This window comes from Bradyrhizobium brasilense (assembly GCF_029714345.1).
In the GTDB taxonomy this organism is placed as follows: Bacteria; Pseudomonadota; Alphaproteobacteria; order Rhizobiales; family Xanthobacteraceae; genus Bradyrhizobium; species Bradyrhizobium australafricanum.
This window is the reverse complement of sequence record NZ_CP121669.1, coordinates 5,332,809-5,348,699: the sequence shown is the minus strand read 5'-3', so window position 1 is coordinate 5,348,699 and position 15,891 is coordinate 5,332,809. Positions and strand designations below refer to the sequence as shown.

14 protein-coding genes are annotated in these 15,891 nt (G+C 66.2%); 11 read left to right on the top strand and 3 right to left on the bottom strand.

Going from position 1 to position 15,891, the window contains the following annotated elements; translation table 11 throughout:
- Nucleotides 1-82: 82 nt before the first annotated feature.
- Nucleotides 83-634 carry a PaaI family thioesterase gene (locus tag QA635_RS25265; protein WP_283061959.1) on the top strand — a complete coding sequence of 184 codons (552 nt, stop codon included), beginning with the start codon at nucleotides 83-85 and terminating at the stop codon, nucleotides 632-634.
- 60 nt (nucleotides 635-694) lie between these two features.
- A complete protein-coding gene (locus QA635_RS25260; RefSeq protein WP_283061958.1) occupies nucleotides 695-1,306 on the top strand; it encodes a TetR/AcrR family transcriptional regulator in 612 nt (203 codons plus the stop codon).
- Between the two features lie 165 nt (nucleotides 1,307-1,471).
- Here QA635_RS25260 and QA635_RS25255 read toward each other — a convergent pair whose 3' ends face one another.
- On the bottom strand, nucleotides 1,472-2,386 hold the full coding sequence (locus tag QA635_RS25255; RefSeq protein WP_028335019.1) for a LysR family transcriptional regulator: 915 nt from the start codon (nucleotides 2,384-2,386) through the stop codon (nucleotides 1,472-1,474).
- A 121-nt stretch (nucleotides 2,387-2,507) separates the two neighbouring features.
- Between QA635_RS25255 and QA635_RS25250 the strand changes: the two genes are divergently transcribed.
- The 8 genes from QA635_RS25250 to QA635_RS25215 all read left to right on the top strand — a co-directional run bounded on the left by QA635_RS25250 (nucleotide 2,508) and on the right by QA635_RS25215 (nucleotide 12,257).
- On the top strand, nucleotides 2,508-4,004 hold the full coding sequence (locus QA635_RS25250; protein WP_283061955.1) for a CoA-acylating methylmalonate-semialdehyde dehydrogenase: 1,497 nt from the start codon (nucleotides 2,508-2,510) through the stop codon (nucleotides 4,002-4,004).
- A 21-nt stretch (nucleotides 4,005-4,025) separates the two neighbouring features.
- Nucleotides 4,026-5,171, top strand: coding sequence for an isobutyryl-CoA dehydrogenase (locus QA635_RS25245; RefSeq protein ID WP_016846539.1), 1,146 nt, complete (start codon nucleotides 4,026-4,028; stop codon nucleotides 5,169-5,171).
- Nucleotides 5,168-6,250, top strand: a complete 1,083-nt coding sequence (locus QA635_RS25240; RefSeq protein ID WP_283061953.1) for an enoyl-CoA hydratase/isomerase family protein — start codon at nucleotides 5,168-5,170, stop codon at nucleotides 6,248-6,250. Before QA635_RS25245 ends, QA635_RS25240 begins: the two co-directional genes overlap by 4 nt.
- A gap of 25 nt (nucleotides 6,251-6,275) precedes the next feature.
- Nucleotides 6,276-7,163, top strand: coding sequence for a 3-hydroxyisobutyrate dehydrogenase (mmsB, locus tag QA635_RS25235; protein ID WP_283061951.1), 888 nt, complete (start codon nucleotides 6,276-6,278; stop codon nucleotides 7,161-7,163).
- Nucleotides 7,164-7,293: 130 nt separating this feature from the next.
- Entirely contained in the window at nucleotides 7,294-9,018 is a 1,725-nt protein-coding gene (locus tag QA635_RS25230) for an AMP-binding protein (protein ID WP_283061950.1), read from the top strand.
- Between the two features lie 13 nt (nucleotides 9,019-9,031).
- Nucleotides 9,032-9,511: a MaoC family dehydratase gene (locus QA635_RS25225; RefSeq protein ID WP_016846543.1), complete on the top strand. Its 480-nt coding sequence runs from the start codon at nucleotides 9,032-9,034 to the stop codon at nucleotides 9,509-9,511.
- 611 nt (nucleotides 9,512-10,122) lie between these two features.
- Nucleotides 10,123-11,040, top strand: coding sequence for an SDR family NAD(P)-dependent oxidoreductase (locus tag QA635_RS25220; protein ID WP_028344663.1), 918 nt, complete (start codon nucleotides 10,123-10,125; stop codon nucleotides 11,038-11,040).
- Between the two features lie 2 nt (nucleotides 11,041-11,042).
- Nucleotides 11,043-12,257, top strand: coding sequence for a TIGR03862 family flavoprotein (locus tag QA635_RS25215; protein ID WP_283061948.1), 1,215 nt, complete (start codon nucleotides 11,043-11,045; stop codon nucleotides 12,255-12,257).
- Between the two features lie 135 nt (nucleotides 12,258-12,392).
- Here the strand turns inward: QA635_RS25215 and QA635_RS25210 are convergent, their stop codons facing one another.
- Nucleotides 12,393-13,610 carry an MFS transporter gene (locus QA635_RS25210; RefSeq protein WP_283061947.1) on the bottom strand — a complete coding sequence of 406 codons (1,218 nt, stop codon included), beginning with the start codon at nucleotides 13,608-13,610 and terminating at the stop codon, nucleotides 12,393-12,395.
- A 93-nt stretch (nucleotides 13,611-13,703) separates the two neighbouring features.
- Between QA635_RS25210 and QA635_RS25205 the strand changes: the two genes are divergently transcribed.
- Entirely contained in the window at nucleotides 13,704-14,606 is a 903-nt protein-coding gene (locus tag QA635_RS25205) for a LysR family transcriptional regulator (RefSeq protein WP_283061946.1), read from the top strand.
- A gap of 111 nt (nucleotides 14,607-14,717) precedes the next feature.
- Here the strand turns inward: QA635_RS25205 and QA635_RS25200 are convergent, their stop codons facing one another.
- The gene (locus QA635_RS25200) at nucleotides 14,718-15,797 is read right to left on the bottom strand and encodes a D-TA family PLP-dependent enzyme (RefSeq protein WP_283061945.1); all 1,080 of its coding nucleotides are present in this window, start codon (nucleotides 15,795-15,797) and stop codon (nucleotides 14,718-14,720) included.
- Nucleotides 15,798-15,891 lie beyond the last annotated feature (94 nt).

The following is a 15,891-nucleotide window of genomic DNA, read 5'->3' as shown; positions in this document are numbered from 1 at the left end:
GCTCTGTCAAGGGACCGGCGCGGCGGTTGCGCCGAGGGACGCGGATCTATAGAATTATATTCATCATATAAATGGAGCCGTCATGACCGCCGCCGAAAGCATCGATCTTCATTCGCCCGATCTAACGCGCACGCGCGTGGTGGAATGGCAGGCGCCCGGGCCGGTGGCGAAGGCGGCGCTGCCGATGTCCGGGATCGAGGCGATGCGCGCGATCCGCGACGGCCGGTTGCCGCCGCCGCCGATGGCCAAGCTGATCGGCTTCCGCATGGCGGTGGTCGACGAGGGCCGCATCGTGATGGAACTCGAGCCGCATGAGAGCCTCGAGAACACCATCGGCCTGCTGCACGGCGCGACCGCCGCGGCGCTGCTCGATACCGCAATGGGCTGCGCGATCTCGACCATGCTGCCGGCGGGACAGACCTCGGTGACGCTCGACCTCAAGCTGACCTATCTGCGGCCGCTGTCGGCACGTTCGGGCACCATCAGCGCCGAAGGCAAGGTGATCAAGCTCGGCCACCAGACCAGCTACACCGAGGGCTTCGTCCGCGACGGCAGGGGCAATCTTGCGGTGCACGCGACCGCGACGTTTTCGATGCTCGGCGGGGAACCGAAAGTGGCCGACAAGGCGAAATAACTGCAGCATTCCGGCCGCAAATCTGCTATTATATGATTAGAAACATTCCATGAGACCGGCATGCGCTATTCGAAAGAACACAAGCAGGAGACCCACGCGCGGATCGTCAAGAAGGCCGCGACGCGGCTGCGCGAGCGGGGCGCCCACGGCATCGGCGTCGCCGACCTGATGAAGGACGCCGGCCTGACCCATGGCGGCTTCTACGCGCATTTCGACTCGCGCGAGGCGCTGGTGATCGAGGCCTTCAGCTACGCGATGGACCGCGCCATCGAGCGCTGGCGCAAGGTCGCCGCGGACACGCCGCCGGAGAAGCGGCTTTCGACCATCATCGACGGCTATCTTTCGGCGATGCACCGCGACGATCCCGGCCAGGGCTGCGCGATCCCGGCGCTCGGCGCCGAGATCGCCCGCGAGAGCCCGAAGACCCGCAAGGCGTTTGCCCTCAAGCTCGACCAGATGATCGACATGATGGCCGACCAGATCATCGACGTGCCGCGCAAGGCCGCCCGCAAGCAGGCGATGGCGACGTTGGCGACCATGATGGGCACCATTGTGATGTCGCGCATCGCCGGCAGCGGCGAAATGTCCGACGAGATCCTGAGCGCGGGCCGCGAGGCGGTGCTGGGACGTGCCGCCGGGGCCAAGGCACCGGCGAAGAAGAAGGCGAATTAGCGCTTTAAGCGCCAACTGGCGCGGCGTGCCTAATACTCGATCCGTCACCCTGAGGAGCGCGCATCGCGCGCGTCTCGAAGGGGCGACGGCCACCAGCCGGGCCGTGCATCCTTCGAGACGCGCTACGCGCTCCGTCAGGATGACGGGAATAACACGGTGTCCGCCTCACACCCCGCTGAACAGCGCGCGCTCGGCTTCCACGGTCTCGTAGATGTAGTCCGCCACCGCGCGGATGCGGGCGAGGTCCTTGCTGTCGGCGTGCATCAGCAGCCAGAAGGTGCGGGAGATCCGCACCTCGTCCGGCAGCACCGGCTGCAACTCGGGGTGGGCCGTCGCCATGAAGTGCGGCAGCACGGCGATGCCGAAGCCGGCGATGGTGGCGTTAAGCTGCGCGATCAGATTGGCGCTGCGGAATTTCGCCGAGATCTTTGGCGAGACCTGCGGCAGATAGTCCAGCTCCGGCGTGAACAAGAGCTCCTCGATGTAGCCGACGAAGCGGTGCCGCGGCAGGTCGGCGCGTGCGGCAATGGCCGGCGCCTGGGCGAGATAGGCGGGTGCGGCATAAAGCCCGAGCGTGTAGTCCAACAGCTTGCGGCCGACGATGCGCCCTTCCTTCGGCATGGTCAGGCTGATCGCGATGTCGGCCTCGCGCTTGGAGAGCGAGAACAGCCGCGCGGTGGCGACGAGCTGCAGATCGAGATCGGGATACCGCTCGGTGAACTTGACCAGCCGCGAGGCCAAAAAGTGGCTGCCGAAGCCGTCGGGCGCGCCGATCCGCACCGTGCCGGTGAGGTGGGCGCGCGAGCCGCCGACCGCCTCCTGGTTGGCGACGATGGTGGATTCCATCGCCTCCGCGCTGTCGGCGACGCGCTGGCCGGCCTCGGTCAGCAGATAGCCGGTCTTGCGCCGATCAAACAGTTTTGCGGAGAGGTGGCGCTCCAGCCGGTCGACACGGCGGATCACTGTGGCATGATCGACGCCGAGCTGCTTGGCGGCAGCCGAAACCGACCCGCCGCGCACGATGGCAAGCACGAAACGGAAGTCGTCCCAGTCGATTGTACCGCCGCCTTGATCCAGCATTTCCGCACATCTATGGTGCAATTTATCGGACTTGAATCCCATAAAATGCAGGGTCAATAGGGTTTGTAAAGCGATCCCGCCGCGAGGAGCGGCGATTCAGGTGCTTCAGGGAGGTTTGTTCATGCGCTCAATCGGACATTTCATCGGTGGCAAGGAGGTCAAGGGCACGTCGGGCCGCACGGCTGACGTCTTCGAGCCGATGACCGGCGACGTCCAGGCCAAGGTCGCGCTGGCCTCCAAGGCCGAGCTCCGCGCCGCGGTCGAGAACGCCAAGGCCGCGCAGCCGGAATGGGCCGCCACCAACCCGCAGCGCCGCGCCCGCGTCATGATGCGGTTCCTCGAGCTGGTGCAGCGCGACTACGACAAGCTCGCCGAGCTGCTGGCGCGCGAGCACGGCAAGACCGTTCCCGACGCCAAGGGCGACATCCAGCGCGGCCTTGAGGTCGCCGAGTTTGCCTGCGGCATCCCGCATCTGATGAAGGGCGAGTACACCGAGGGCGCCGGCCCCGGCATCGACATCTATTCGATGCGCCAACCGCTCGGCGTGGTCGCCGGCATCACGCCGTTCAACTTCCCGGCGATGATCCCGATGTGGAAGTTCGCGCCGGCGATCGCCTGCGGCAACGCCTTCATCCTCAAGCCGTCGGAGCGCGATCCCGGCGTGCCGATGATGCTCGCCGAGCTGATGATCGAGGCGGGCCTGCCGGCCGGTATCCTCAACGTCGTCAACGGCGACAAGGAGGCAGTCGACGCCATCCTGGACGATCCCGATATCAAGGCGATCGGCTTCGTCGGCTCGACCCCGATCGCGCAGTACATCTACGAGCGCGCCGCGCAGACCGGCAAGCGCTGCCAGTGCTTCGGCGGCGCCAAGAACCACGCCATCATCATGCCGGACGCCGACATGGACCAGACGGTCGATGCGCTGATCGGCGCCGGCTACGGCTCCGCCGGCGAGCGCTGCATGGCCGTCTCGGTCGCGGTGCCGGTCGGCAAGACCACCGCCGACCGCCTGATGGAGAAGCTGATCCCGCGCGTCGAGTCGCTCAAGATCGGCACCTCGGTGGATCCGTCGGCCGATTACGGCCCGCTGGTGACCCGCGAGGCGGTCGAGAAGGTCAAGAGCTACATCGACATCGGCATCAAGGAAGGCGCGACGCTCGCGGTCGACGGCCGCGGCTTCAAGATGCAGGGCTACGAGAAGGGCTTCTATCTCGGCGGTTCGCTGTTCGACAACGTCACCAAGGACATGCGGATCTACAAGGAAGAGATCTTCGGCCCGGTGCTCTCGGTGGTGCGCGCCCACGACTATCACGAGGCGCTGGCGCTGCCGTCCGACCATGACTACGGCAACGGTGTCGCGATCTTCACCCGCGACGGCGACGCCGCGCGCGACTTCGCCGCCAAGGTCAATGTCGGCATGGTCGGCATCAACGTGCCGATCCCGGTGCCGATCGCCTATTACACCTTCGGCGGCTGGAAGAAGTCCGGCTTCGGCGACCTCAACCAGCACGGTCCGGACTCGATCCGCTTCTACACCAAGACCAAGACGGTGACCTCGCGTTGGCCGTCCGGCGTCAAGGAAGGCGCGGAGTTCTCGATCCCGACGATGAAGTAAACTCGTCCCGAGAGGCGAAGCATGCAGTTCGCTCTCAACGAGGACCAGATCGCGGTTCGCGACATGGCGCGGGCGTTTGCGGCGGAAAAGATCGCGCCGCACGCGCTCGAATGGGACGAGACAAAGCACTTTCCGGTGGATGTGATGCGCGAGGCGGCAGGCCTCGGGATCGGCGGCATCTATATCAAGGATGATGTCGGCGGCTCGGCGATGACGCGGTTCGACGCGGCGCTGATCTTCGAGGCGCTGGCGACGGGGTGCCCGACCACGTCGGCCTTCATCTCGATCCACAACATGGCATCCTGGATGATCGACGCCTACGGCAACGACACCCAGCGCCACACATGGCTGCCGAAGCTCTGCACCATGGAGCTGATCGCCAGCTACTGCCTGACCGAGCCGGGCGCCGGCTCCGACGCCGCTGCGCTGCGCACCCGCGCGGTGCGCGACGGCGATCACTACGTTCTCAATGGCCAGAAGCAGTTCATCTCCGGAGCCGGCAGCACCGACTTGTTGGTGGCGATGGTGCGCACCGGCGGCGACGGACCCGGCGGCGTCTCGACGCTTGTCGTCGACGGCAAGACGCCGGGCGTGTCGTTCGGCAATAACGAGCGCAAGATGGGCTGGAATGCGCAGCCGACCCGCGCGGTGATGTTCGAGAATGCGCGCGTGCCGGTCGCGAACCGGCTCGGGGAGGAGGGCATCGGCTTCAAGATCGCGATGGCCGGCCTCGACGGCGGCCGCCTCAACATCGCGGCGTGCTCGCTCGGCGGTGCGCAGGCGGCGCTCGACAAGGCGTTGGCCTACATGAAGGACCGCAAGGCATTCGGCAAACGCCTCGACGAATTCCAGGCGCTGCAATTCAAGATCGCCGACATGGCGACCGAGCTGGAAGCCGCACGTACCTTCCTGTGGCGGGCGGCCGCCGCGCTCGACCGCAAGGATCCGGACGCTTCCATGCTGTGCGCGATGGCAAAACGGTTCGGCACCGATGTCGGCTTCGAGGTCGCCAACCAGGCGCTGCAGCTGCACGGCGGTTACGGCTATCTCAGCGAATACGGTGTCGAGAAGATCGTGCGCGATCTGCGCGTGCACCAGATCCTCGAAGGCACCAATGAAATCATGCGGCTGATCGTGTCGCGCAAGTTGATCGAGGGCGCGCGATGAATGATGCGGCGGCAGCCGAGGGCGATCTGATCGCGCGCAAGGAAGGTTCTGCCGGCATCATCCGGCTCAACCGGCCGAAGGCGATCAATGCCGTGACGCTGGAGATGTTCCACGACATCGACAGGGCGCTCGATGCGTTCGAGGTCGATCCCGACGTCGCTGTCATCGTGCTGGAGGGCGCCGGCGAGCGCGGCCTGTGCGCCGGCGGTGACATCCGCGCGCTCTGGGAGAGTTCCAAGGTCAAGGGCGATCTCGGCAGGATCCTGTGGCGCGACGAATACATCCTCAACGCGCGGATCAAGAAATTCCCAAAGCCCTATGTCGCCTTCATGGACGGCATCGTGATGGGCGGCGGCGTCGGGCTGTCGGCGCATAGCCGCCACCGCGTGGTGACGGAGCGGACCAAGCTCGCGATGCCCGAGGTCGGGCTCGGCTTCTTCCCCGATGTCGGCGGCACCTATCTGCTGTCGCGCTCTCCGGGTGAGATCGGCACCTATTTCGGGCTCACCGGCACCACCATGAACGGACCCGATGCGATCTACGCCAAATTCGCTGACGCCGTGGTGCCGAGCGCAAAGCTGCCGGCGCTGCGCGAGGCGCTGACCAAGGTTACGCCGGGTACGAGTTCGGCCGAGATCGACCGGCTGATCGGAGGCTTCGCCACCGGCGAGACGGCTGGCCCCGTCGCCGCGATGCAGGCCAGGATCGACGGCTGGTTCGCACGCGGCCGGATGGAGGACGTCGTCGCCGCGCTGACGGTCGACGGATCGGATATGGCGCAGGCCACGCTGAAGACGCTCGGTGAGAAGTCGCCGCGCGGCATGGTGGTGACGCTGAAACTGCTGCGGCTGGCGCGCGCGACCGCGACGCTGGAAGAGTGCCTGAAGCGCGAATATCGCGCCGCGCTCGAGGTGTTCGCCAGCGACGATTTCCGCGAGGGCGTGCGCGCCGCCGTGATCGACAAGGACCGCAATCCGACATGGTGGCCGGCCCGGATCGAACAGGTGACGCCGGAGATGCTCGCGCCTTACTTCGCCGAGATCGGCGCCGACGAATTGAAATTTCCCGACAGCAAATAGAAACGTCGCAAGCGGAGGACTTCCCATGGCAAACGTCGCATTCATCGGGCTCGGCAATATGGGCGGGCCGATGGCGGCCAATCTGGTCAAGGCCGGCCACAAGGTGACCGCGTTCGATCTGGTCGCGGCGTCCCGCGATCAGGCCAAGAGCGACGGCGCCGCGATCGCCGAGAGCGGCGTTGCCGCCGTGAAGGGCGCCGATGTCGTCATCACCATGCTGCCGGCCGGCAAGCATGTGCTCGGCGTCTGGAGCGAGGTGCTGCCCGCGATGGCCAAGGGCACGCTGATCATCGATTGCTCGACGATCGACGTCGAAAGCGCCAAGCAGGCGCATGCGCTGGCCGCCAAGCACGGCATGGCCTCGGTCGATGCGCCGGTCTCCGGCGGCACCGGCGGCGCCAAGGGCGCGACGCTGACCTTCATGTGCGGCGGCGAGCCGAAGGCATTCGCGGCGGCCCAGCCGATGTTGGCGAACATGGGCAAGAAGATCGTGCATTGCGGCGCGGGCGGTGCAGGGCAGGCGGCCAAGATCTGCAACAACATGATCCTCGGCATTTCCATGATCGCGGTCGGCGAGGCTTTCGTGCTGGCCGAGAAGCTCGGCCTGTCGCACCAGGCGCTGTTCGACGTCGCCTCGACCTCGTCGGGACAGTGCTGGTCGCTGACGACCTACTGCCCGGTTCCCGGCCCGGTGCCGACCTCGCCGGCCAACAACGATTACAAGCCGGGCTTTGCTTCGAACCTGATGGTCAAGGACCTGACCTTGGCGCAGGACGCCGCCAATGCGGCCGGCGCGGTCACGCCGCTCGGCAAGCACGCACAGGAGATTTATAAGACCTTCGACGCGTCGGGTCACGGCGGGGTCGACTTTTCCGGAATTATCCAGCACGTTAGGGCCCTTGCCCCGAAGTAAATCGCCGTCATCCTGAGGTGCGAGCGGAGCGAGCCTCGAAGGATGCGAAAACGGTGCCTGTAGCCATCCTTCGAGACGCCGTGCTTCGCGCGGCTCCTCAGGATGACGTCAGAATACGTGGTGAAGCCGGATGACCACATTTCAGGACGCTCGCGCCTTTCTGCTCAAGCACCGCACCGACTACGACGCCGCGGTGAAGGGATTTCGCTGGCCCGATCCGGTGCCGTTCAACTGGGCGCTCGACTGGTTCGATGCCGAACTGGCTGATAATGCCGACAGCCGCGACCGGCCGGCGCTGTGGATCGTCGATGCCGCCAGCGGCAACGAGACCAAGCTTTCCTTCGCCGAGCTGTCGCGCCGCTCAAACCAGGTTGCAAATTTCCTGCGCGCGCAGGGGCTGAAGCGCGGCGATCATCTGTTGCTGCTGCTCGGCAATGTGGTGCCGCTGTGGGAGACCATGCTGGCGGCGATGAAGCTCGGCGTCGTCGTGATCCCCGCCACCACGCTCTTGACCGCGGATGAATTGCGCGACCGGCTCGACCGCGGCAAGGCGAGGGCGGTGGTCGCCACGCAGGATCAGGTCGCGAAGTTCGCCGGCCTCGGCAGCGACAAGCTCGCGCGTATCGTGGTCGGCGCGACGCAGCCGCAGGACGGCTGGCTGCCGTTCGAGGATTCCGCCAAGCAGTCCGATGCATTCGCGCCCGATGGCCCGACCAAGGCCGACGACCCGATGCTGCTCTATTTCACCTCGGGCACCACGGCAAAGCCGAAGCTGGTGCGGCACAGCCAGCGCAGCTATCCGGTCGGCCATCTCTCGACCATGTACTGGATCGGCCTGCAGCCCGGCGACATCCACCTCAACATCTCCTCGCCCGGCTGGGCCAAGCATGCCTGGAGCTGCTTCTTCGCGCCGTGGAATGCCGGCGCAACGATCTTTATCGCGAACCAGCCACGCTTCGAGGCGAAGGGACTGCTCTCGATCATCGGCCGCTGCGGCGTGACCACGCTGTGCGCGCCGCCCACGGTGTGGCGGTTGTTCATCCAGGAAGAGCTCGCAAGCTTCAAGGTCTCGCTGCGCGAGGTGTGCGGCGCCGGCGAACCGCTCAATCCGGAGATCATCGACCAGGTCAAATCGGCCTGGGGGCTGACCATCCGCGACGGCTATGGCCAGACCGAAACCACCGCGCTGGCCGGCAACTCGCCGGGACAGAAGGTCAAGGTCGGCTCAATGGGCCGGCCGCTACCGGGCTATCGCGTGCAGGTCACCGACAATGACGGCCACGCCGCGAAGGAAGGCGAGGTGACCTTGCTGCTCGGCGCCGACCGGCCGGCGGGCCTGATGCAGGGCTATCAGGGCGACGACGGGAAGCTGATCGGCACCGACGGCGAGATCTATCGCAGCGGCGACGTCGTGTTCACCGATGACGAGGGGTATCTGACCTTCGTCGGTCGCACCGACGACGTGTTCAAATCCTCCGACTACCGCATCTCACCGTTCGAGCTGGAGAGCGTGCTGCTCGAGCACGACGCGGTGGCCGAAGCCGCCGTGGTGCCGAGCCCGGACCCGATCCGGCTGGCGGTCCCGAAGGCCTATGTGCTGCTGGTATCAGGCGTCGAACGAACGCCGGAGACCGCGCTGTCGATCTTCAAACATTTGCACACGCGGCTCGCACCGTTTAAACGCATCCGCAAGCTCGAGCTGGTCACCGAACTGCCGAAGACGATTTCTGGAAAAATCCGTCGCGTGCAGTTGCGCCGGCTCGAACACGACGATGTCAGAAGCGATGCGTTGCGCGGGGTCGAGTTCCGCGAGGAAGAATTTCCGGAGCTGCAGAAGGTGCGGACCTCCGGTTAAAAGAGGTTAGCCAATGAACGAAGTCTGGAAGAAGCCGCCGGTGTCGCTGGAAACCTACCAGGGCATGGTCGGCAAGGAGATCGGCGTGTCCTCGTGGCACCTGCTCGATCAGGGCCGCATCGACACCTATGCCGACGTGATCGAGGATCACCAGTTCATTCACGTCGATCCCGAGCGCGCCAGGAAGGAGACCGCCTTCGGCACCACGATCGCGCATGGCTTCCTGACGATGTCGCTGATGTCGATCATGTCCTACGAGGTGATGCCGGTGCTCGAGGGCACCGCAATGGGCGTCAATTACGGCTTCGACAAGCTGCGCTTCATCTCGCCGGTGCGCTCGGGCAAGCGCGTACGCGGCCGCTTCGTGCTGGCCGAAGCCACGCTGCGCAAGCCCAAAGAGTTGTTGTCGCGCACCAACGTCACGGTCGAGATCGAGGGCGAGGAAAAGCCCGCGCTGGTCGCCGACTGGCTCGGACTGATCTATTTCAGCTGAGGATCGCAAGACGCGGTTGTGTTGCAATCGCGAAGAGTTGCGCCACCTCTCCCGCAAGCGGGGGAGGTGCAGCGAGCCACCCCAATCTGATTTTTTTGGCGATGCTCTGCTCTGGCCCATGTGGCGCATTGACGGCTGTGTTCCCTGGTGTCCATGATGCCCGCTTTAGGCGGTGCGGTCCCGGGAGTGGCAGCCATGGTGCAAAACATCGTCGCTGGAATTGTCGTAGTCGCTTTGATTGTGATCGGTGCGATTAGCTACGCTCAAGAGCATCACGAGTGCTGGAGCGGACACCTGCTCAAAAGCCTGAAACCTTGCGGGTCGATGACCCCTTCGGTCTAGCGCGCCCGCTGGCCGCGTCGGCTAGTCTCGGCCGGGCTTGACCCGGCCATCCATCGCTGCTCAAAAGTCTCCAACCTTTTCATGCCGCTCGGGCACTAACCCTCTCCCCATGTGGGAGAGGGTGGCGAAATCGAGCGGAGCGAGATGAAGCCGGGTGAGGGGTCTCTCTCCGCGTGCTCATCCGTGGAGAGAACCCCTCATCCGGCGCGCTGGCGCGCGCCACCTTCTCCCACAAGGGGAGCAGGGAAGTCAGAGCAGGAATGACAAGCATGGCAATCAGGTTTGACGGACGCGTCGCTATCGTCACCGGCGCGGGCAATGGTCTCGGACGGGCGCATGCGCTGGGGCTCGCCAGCCGCGGCGCCAAGGTGGTGGTCAACGATTTCGGTGGCGCGCGCGACGGCACCGGCGGTTCGCTGTCGCCGGCCGAGACCGTGGTCGAGGAGATCCGGAAAGCCGGCGGCACCGCGATGGCCGACGGCGCCGACGTCTCGAACTTCGAGCAGGTCACCGCGATGGTCGAGCGCGCTACCAAGGAGTGGGGCAGCGTCGATCTGTTGTGCGCCAATGCTGGCATCCTGCGCGACAAGTCGTTCACCAAGCTCGAGGTCGCCGACTGGGCCAAGGTGCTCGACGTGCATCTCACCGGCACCTTCTACTGCTGCAAGGCGGTGTGGGCCGGCATGCGCGAGCGCAATTACGGCCGCATCGTGCTGACGACCTCGTCGTCCGGCCTGTTCGGCAATTTCGGCCAGGCCAATTACGGCGCGGCGAAGGCCGGCATGGTCGGCCTGATGAACGTGCTCGCCGAAGAGGGCCGCAAGAACAACATCAAGGTCAACACCATCTCGCCGACCGCTGCGACCCGCATGACCGAGGAACTGCTGCCGCCGCAGGCGCTGGCGCTGATGAAGCCGGAAGCGATCACGCCCGCGGTCGAATTCCTGCTCTCGGAGGACGCACCGACCCGCACTATCATGGGCGCCGGCGCCGGCTCGTTTGCCGTGATCCGCGTGCTGGAGACCGAAGGCGTCAACCTGCCGCAGTCCGAATGGACGCCGGACGGCGTCGCCGCGCACTTCAACGCGATCAGCGACATGTCGACCGCGAAGGCGCTGCAGGGCGCGTTCGAGCAGACGCAGAAGTATGTCGCCCAGGCCGCCGCGCGGGCCGGGATCAAGCTCTGAGCATGAGCGTCGCCGTCATCGGAGCCGGACCTGCCGGCCTGATGGCGGCGGAGGTGCTCGCGCAAGGTGGCGCACAGGTCACCGGCTACGACGCGATGCCGTCGGCCGGCCGCAAGTTCCTGATGGCCGGCCGTGGCGGGCTCAATCTCACCCACTCCGAGCCGCTGTCGGATTTCCTTGCGCGCTATCGCGAGGCGATGCCGCATCTGAAGGCTGCGGTCGAGGCATTTCCGCCCGATGCCTTACGCGCCTGGAGCGAGGCGCTGGGGCAGCCGACATTTGTCGGCAGCAGCGGCCGCGTATTCCCCGAGGCGTTCAAGGCGTCGCCCCTGCTGCGCGCCTGGCTACGGCGGCTCGATTCCGCGGGCGTCGCGTTCACATTCCGGCATCGCTGGGTTGGATGGGACGCGCGCGGGGGACTGCTGTTCGAGACGCCGGACGGCCAGCGCACAGTCAATGCCGATGCAACCGTGCTGGCGCTCGGCGGCGCGAGCTGGCCGCGGCTCGGCTCCGACGGCGCCTGGGCGGAGATCCTCGCCGCGAAGGGCGTTGCGGTGGCGCCGATCAAGCCAGCCAATTCCGGCTTCACGGTTGCCTGGTCAAATATCTTCCGCGACCGGTTCGAGGGCGAGCCGCTCAAGGGCGTCGGCCTCACGATCGGCTCGCATATGGTGCGCGGCGAGGCCATCGTCACCCGCGCCGGCATCGAAGGCGGCGCGATCTACGCATTGTCGGCGGAATTGCGCGAGGCGGTGCTCGCGAAGGGAACGGCGACACTGACGGTGGCGTTGCGGCCCGATGCCGCGCGCCACGAACTGGTCGCGCGTCTGTCGACGCCGAAGGGCAAGCAATCCCTTTCCAATTTCCTGCGCAAGGCCGCGCAGCTCTCGCCGGTCGGCATCGGGCTGTTGCAGGAGGCGACAGTCGCCGCCGGCCGTTCGCTGGCCGCGTTGCCGCCGGCCGAATTGGCCGAGCTGATCAATGCGGTGCCGATCAAGGTGTCAGGCGTGGCACCGATCGCTCGCGCGATCTCGAGCGCCGGCGGCATCAGGTTCGACGAGCTCGACGCGCAGTTCATGTTGCGGCGGCTGCCCGGCGTCTTCGTGGCCGGCGAGATGCTCGATTGGGAAGCGCCGACCGGCGGCTATCTGTTGCAGGCGTCGTTTGCAACCGGCGTCGCAGCTGGGAGGGGCACGTTGAATTGGCTGAATTCGTAGCTTCGTAGGATGGGTAGAGCGAAGCGAAACCCATCAACTTTCTACCGCGCGGAGGCATGATGGGTTTCTCGGAGTTTATCATCGGGCCGCGCTTTGCGCGGACCCGTTGGCTCTACCCATCCTACAGGATACGGCTCATTCCGAGCCCGTCCTCGTCACGATGTCCGTGATCAAGCCGAGCACACCGAACGTCGCGGCCACCGCACACACCGCGGTCCATCCACCAAAGCTCCACGCCGCGGATGCCGCCGCCGCGCCCACCGCGCCGCCGATGAAGAACAGCGCCACGAACAGGCCGTTGATCCGGCCGCGCGCCTCGGGCCGCAACAGGTTGACGGCGCGGCGGCCGAGCGTCTGGTCGGTGGTGATGCCGAGATCGAGCAGGATGGTGCCGAGGCTCAGCACGACGAGTGCAGCGATCCGCGACTCCAGCACCCCGGCCCACGCGCACAGCGCCAGCGATGCAATGATCAGAAGGTGCGAGCCGATCAGCATCGGCCGTGCCAGGCCACGGTCGCCCCAGCGGCCGGCCAGCGGTGTCGCGACAGCGCCGGCAACGCCGATCAGCGCGAACAGCGCGATCCCCCTGGCGTCGAGCTTGAACGGCGCGTCCGGCAGGCGCAGCGCCACGGCGGCCCAGAACGCGGTGAACGAGGCCATCGCCAGCGCCGCAGTCCAGGACCGGACGCTTAGCACTGGCTCTTCGCGCAGCAGTGTCGGGAACGAACGCAGCAGCGCGCCGTAGCTGACCTTCGCCGCCGGCTGCAGCGTCGGCAGCGTGCGCGCCAGTGCTGCGGCGAGCACCGTCATCAGCGCGGCTGAGGTGACATAGTAGCCGCGCCAGTTCCAGCTGTCCGCGATCAGACTCGCCATCGGCCGCGACAGCAGGATGCCGATCATCAGGCCGCTCATCACATCGCCGATCGCCTGTCCCCGGCGCTCCGGCGGCACCATCGACGCCACCAGCGGCACCACCATCTGGATCGCGGCGCACGACGCGCCGAGGACGAAGGTGGCGGCCAGCAGGATCAGCGGCGTCGGCGCCATCGCGGTACCGATCGCCGCGACGATAGCGCAGGCCAGCGTCCGCAGAATCAGCCGCTTGTTCTCGACGAGGTCGACCAGCGGCACCAGCAACAGCAGCCCGAGCGCGTAGCCGAGCAGGGTCAACGTCGAGATCAGGCCGGCCTCTAGCGCGGTCATGCCGAGCGAGCGGCCCATCAGGCCAACGAGGATCTGCGGCGCAAAGAGATTGGTGACGACGGTGCCGGTGGTGATGGCGCCGATCCAGATCAGCGGACGCACGGCGACGGTGCGCGCCGGGGAGAGTTTGGTGGTTTCGGAGATGGTCATGGGACCTCGCGATGGAGTGGCGAGGCCCCCTTTAGGGGATCGGGATAATATGCTACAATTCAAATAAGATGATGAAGAATATGCGAGATTGTTATGAACACCCATGACCTCGTGGCGTTCGTCGCCGTGGTCGAGACCGGATCGATCGTTGCGGCCTCGGCGCGGCTGAACCTGACCCAGCCCGGCGTGACGCGGCGGATCCAGAATCTCGAGGAGATGCTCGGCGCGCAGCTGCTCGACCGGCTATCGAAGCCGCTGAAGCCGACGGCGGCGGGAATCGAGGCCTACGAGCAGGGCCGCCGGCTGCTGCGCATGCTCGACGACCTCAAGTCAGGCGTCGCCAATGACGGCGTGGTGCGCGGCGAGTTCAGGCTCGGCCTGACACCGTTTTTGTCGGAGGCCGGGCTCACCGGTCCGCTCGATGCGGTGCGCGGCGAATTTCCGGCGCTGGCGGTGCGCGTCGTCTCCGGCTGGTCGCCCAACCACATGGAGCGGGTCAGCCGCAACGAGCTCGATGCCGCGGCAATCTGTTTGCCTGACGGCACATCGCCGCCCGACGATCTCGTGGCCGACGATCTCGGCGCGCAGCCGGTGGTGTTCGTCGTCGCGCGCGACATGAAGACGCCAAAGTCGGTCGATCTCGAATGGCTGTCGCGGACCGGATGGGTGATCAACCAGGACGGCTGCGGCTTCCGCCAGACGCTGAAGCGCCATTTCGATGCGGCACATCTGCCGTTCAACATCGCGGTCGAGGCGCTCGACAGCGAGCTGCGGCTGTCGCTGGTGGCGCGCGGGCTCGGCATCGGCCTCGTGACGCCGGTGGCGCTGAAACGAAGCCCGATCCGTAGCCGGCTCAAGGCCGTGAAGATCGCGGATTTCAATCCCGCAGTCCGCGCCTGGATCGTGCATCGCCCGCCGGCCGGCCGCCTGGCGCGGCCGATCGAGGTGTTTCGCTTGGCGCTGGATCGCGAGCTGCAGGCGCTGATGCGGGAGTAAATGCGGAGTTCGTAGGATGGGTAGAGCGAAGCGAAACCCATCAACTTCGATCCGCAGTGACATGATGGGTTTCGCTACGCTCTACCCATCCTACAAGGTCTGTGTATGCGGCTACCGCAGCTTGCCCCGCGCCGTCACCGGCAGCGCACCGATGATCTCGTCGCCGCGAACCATCACGACCTCGTCCATCATGTTGACGACGACGCAGACGTGATTGGGCACGATCCGCACCACGTCGCCGACATTGGGCCGCGTGTTGCTGCGAGACAGATCGAGGAAGCCGTGCTCCTCGGCGAAGCGCGCGATCCTGGCCTCCGGATGTTCGAGGATCAGGCCGTGGCCTTCGAGGCCGCCGGTGTCCGAGGTCAGCGTCTTGGAGCCGGCATCGAGGATGCCGCGCTCGGGGCCGGCGCGGCTGACGACGGTGGAATAAATATGCAGCGCGCAATCGTCCCAGGTCGCGACGCCGGCCGCGACCTGCATGCGGTCGTTGTAGATGTAAGTACCGAAGCGATGCTCGGTGCCGCCCTTCAGTTTGCCGAGGTTCTTCAGGTTCGGCGTGCCGCCGGTGGAGACGATGGTCGCGTCGAGGCCGTGGGCGCGCACGCCGGCCAGCGCCTCGTCATAGAATTTCTGCGCATCGGCCCAGCCGGTCTCGGTCGGGTAAAGCATGAAGCCCGCGAAGCTCAGGCCTTTCGAGGCTGCGATCTCGCGCGCCAGCGCGATCGCCTCGGCCGGCGTCTCGACGCCGGCGCGCTTGCGGCCGGTGTCGCATTCGACCACCACCGAGAGCGGCCGGCCGGAGGCGGCTGCCGCCTTCGGCAGGTCGCCGACGACGACGGAATTGTCGGCGGCGACGGTGACGTTGGCCTTGCCTTGCAGCGCGCCGAGCCGTGCCATCTTCTCGTCACCGAGCAGATTGTAGCTGATCAGGATGTTGTCGATGCCGGCGTCCGCCATGATCTCGGCCTCGCCGAGCTTCTGGCAAGTGATGCCTGTGGCGCCGGCCTTGATCTGCAGCTGCGCCAGCATCGGGTTCTTGTGCGTCTTGATGTGCGGGCGGTTGGCGACGCCGGCCTCGTCGCAGGCCTTCTGGATGCGCGCGATGTTGCGCTCGACCCGGTCCATGTCGATCACGGCGCAGGGCGTGCCGTATTCCTTGGCGATCTTGGCGGCGAGGGGCGTGGTCATCGGGGCGGCTCCATTGCAGAGTTTCTGTCATTGCGAGCGGAGCGAAGCAATCCATCTGCCCGCATCTGCGGTTGCATGGATTGCTTCGTCGCTC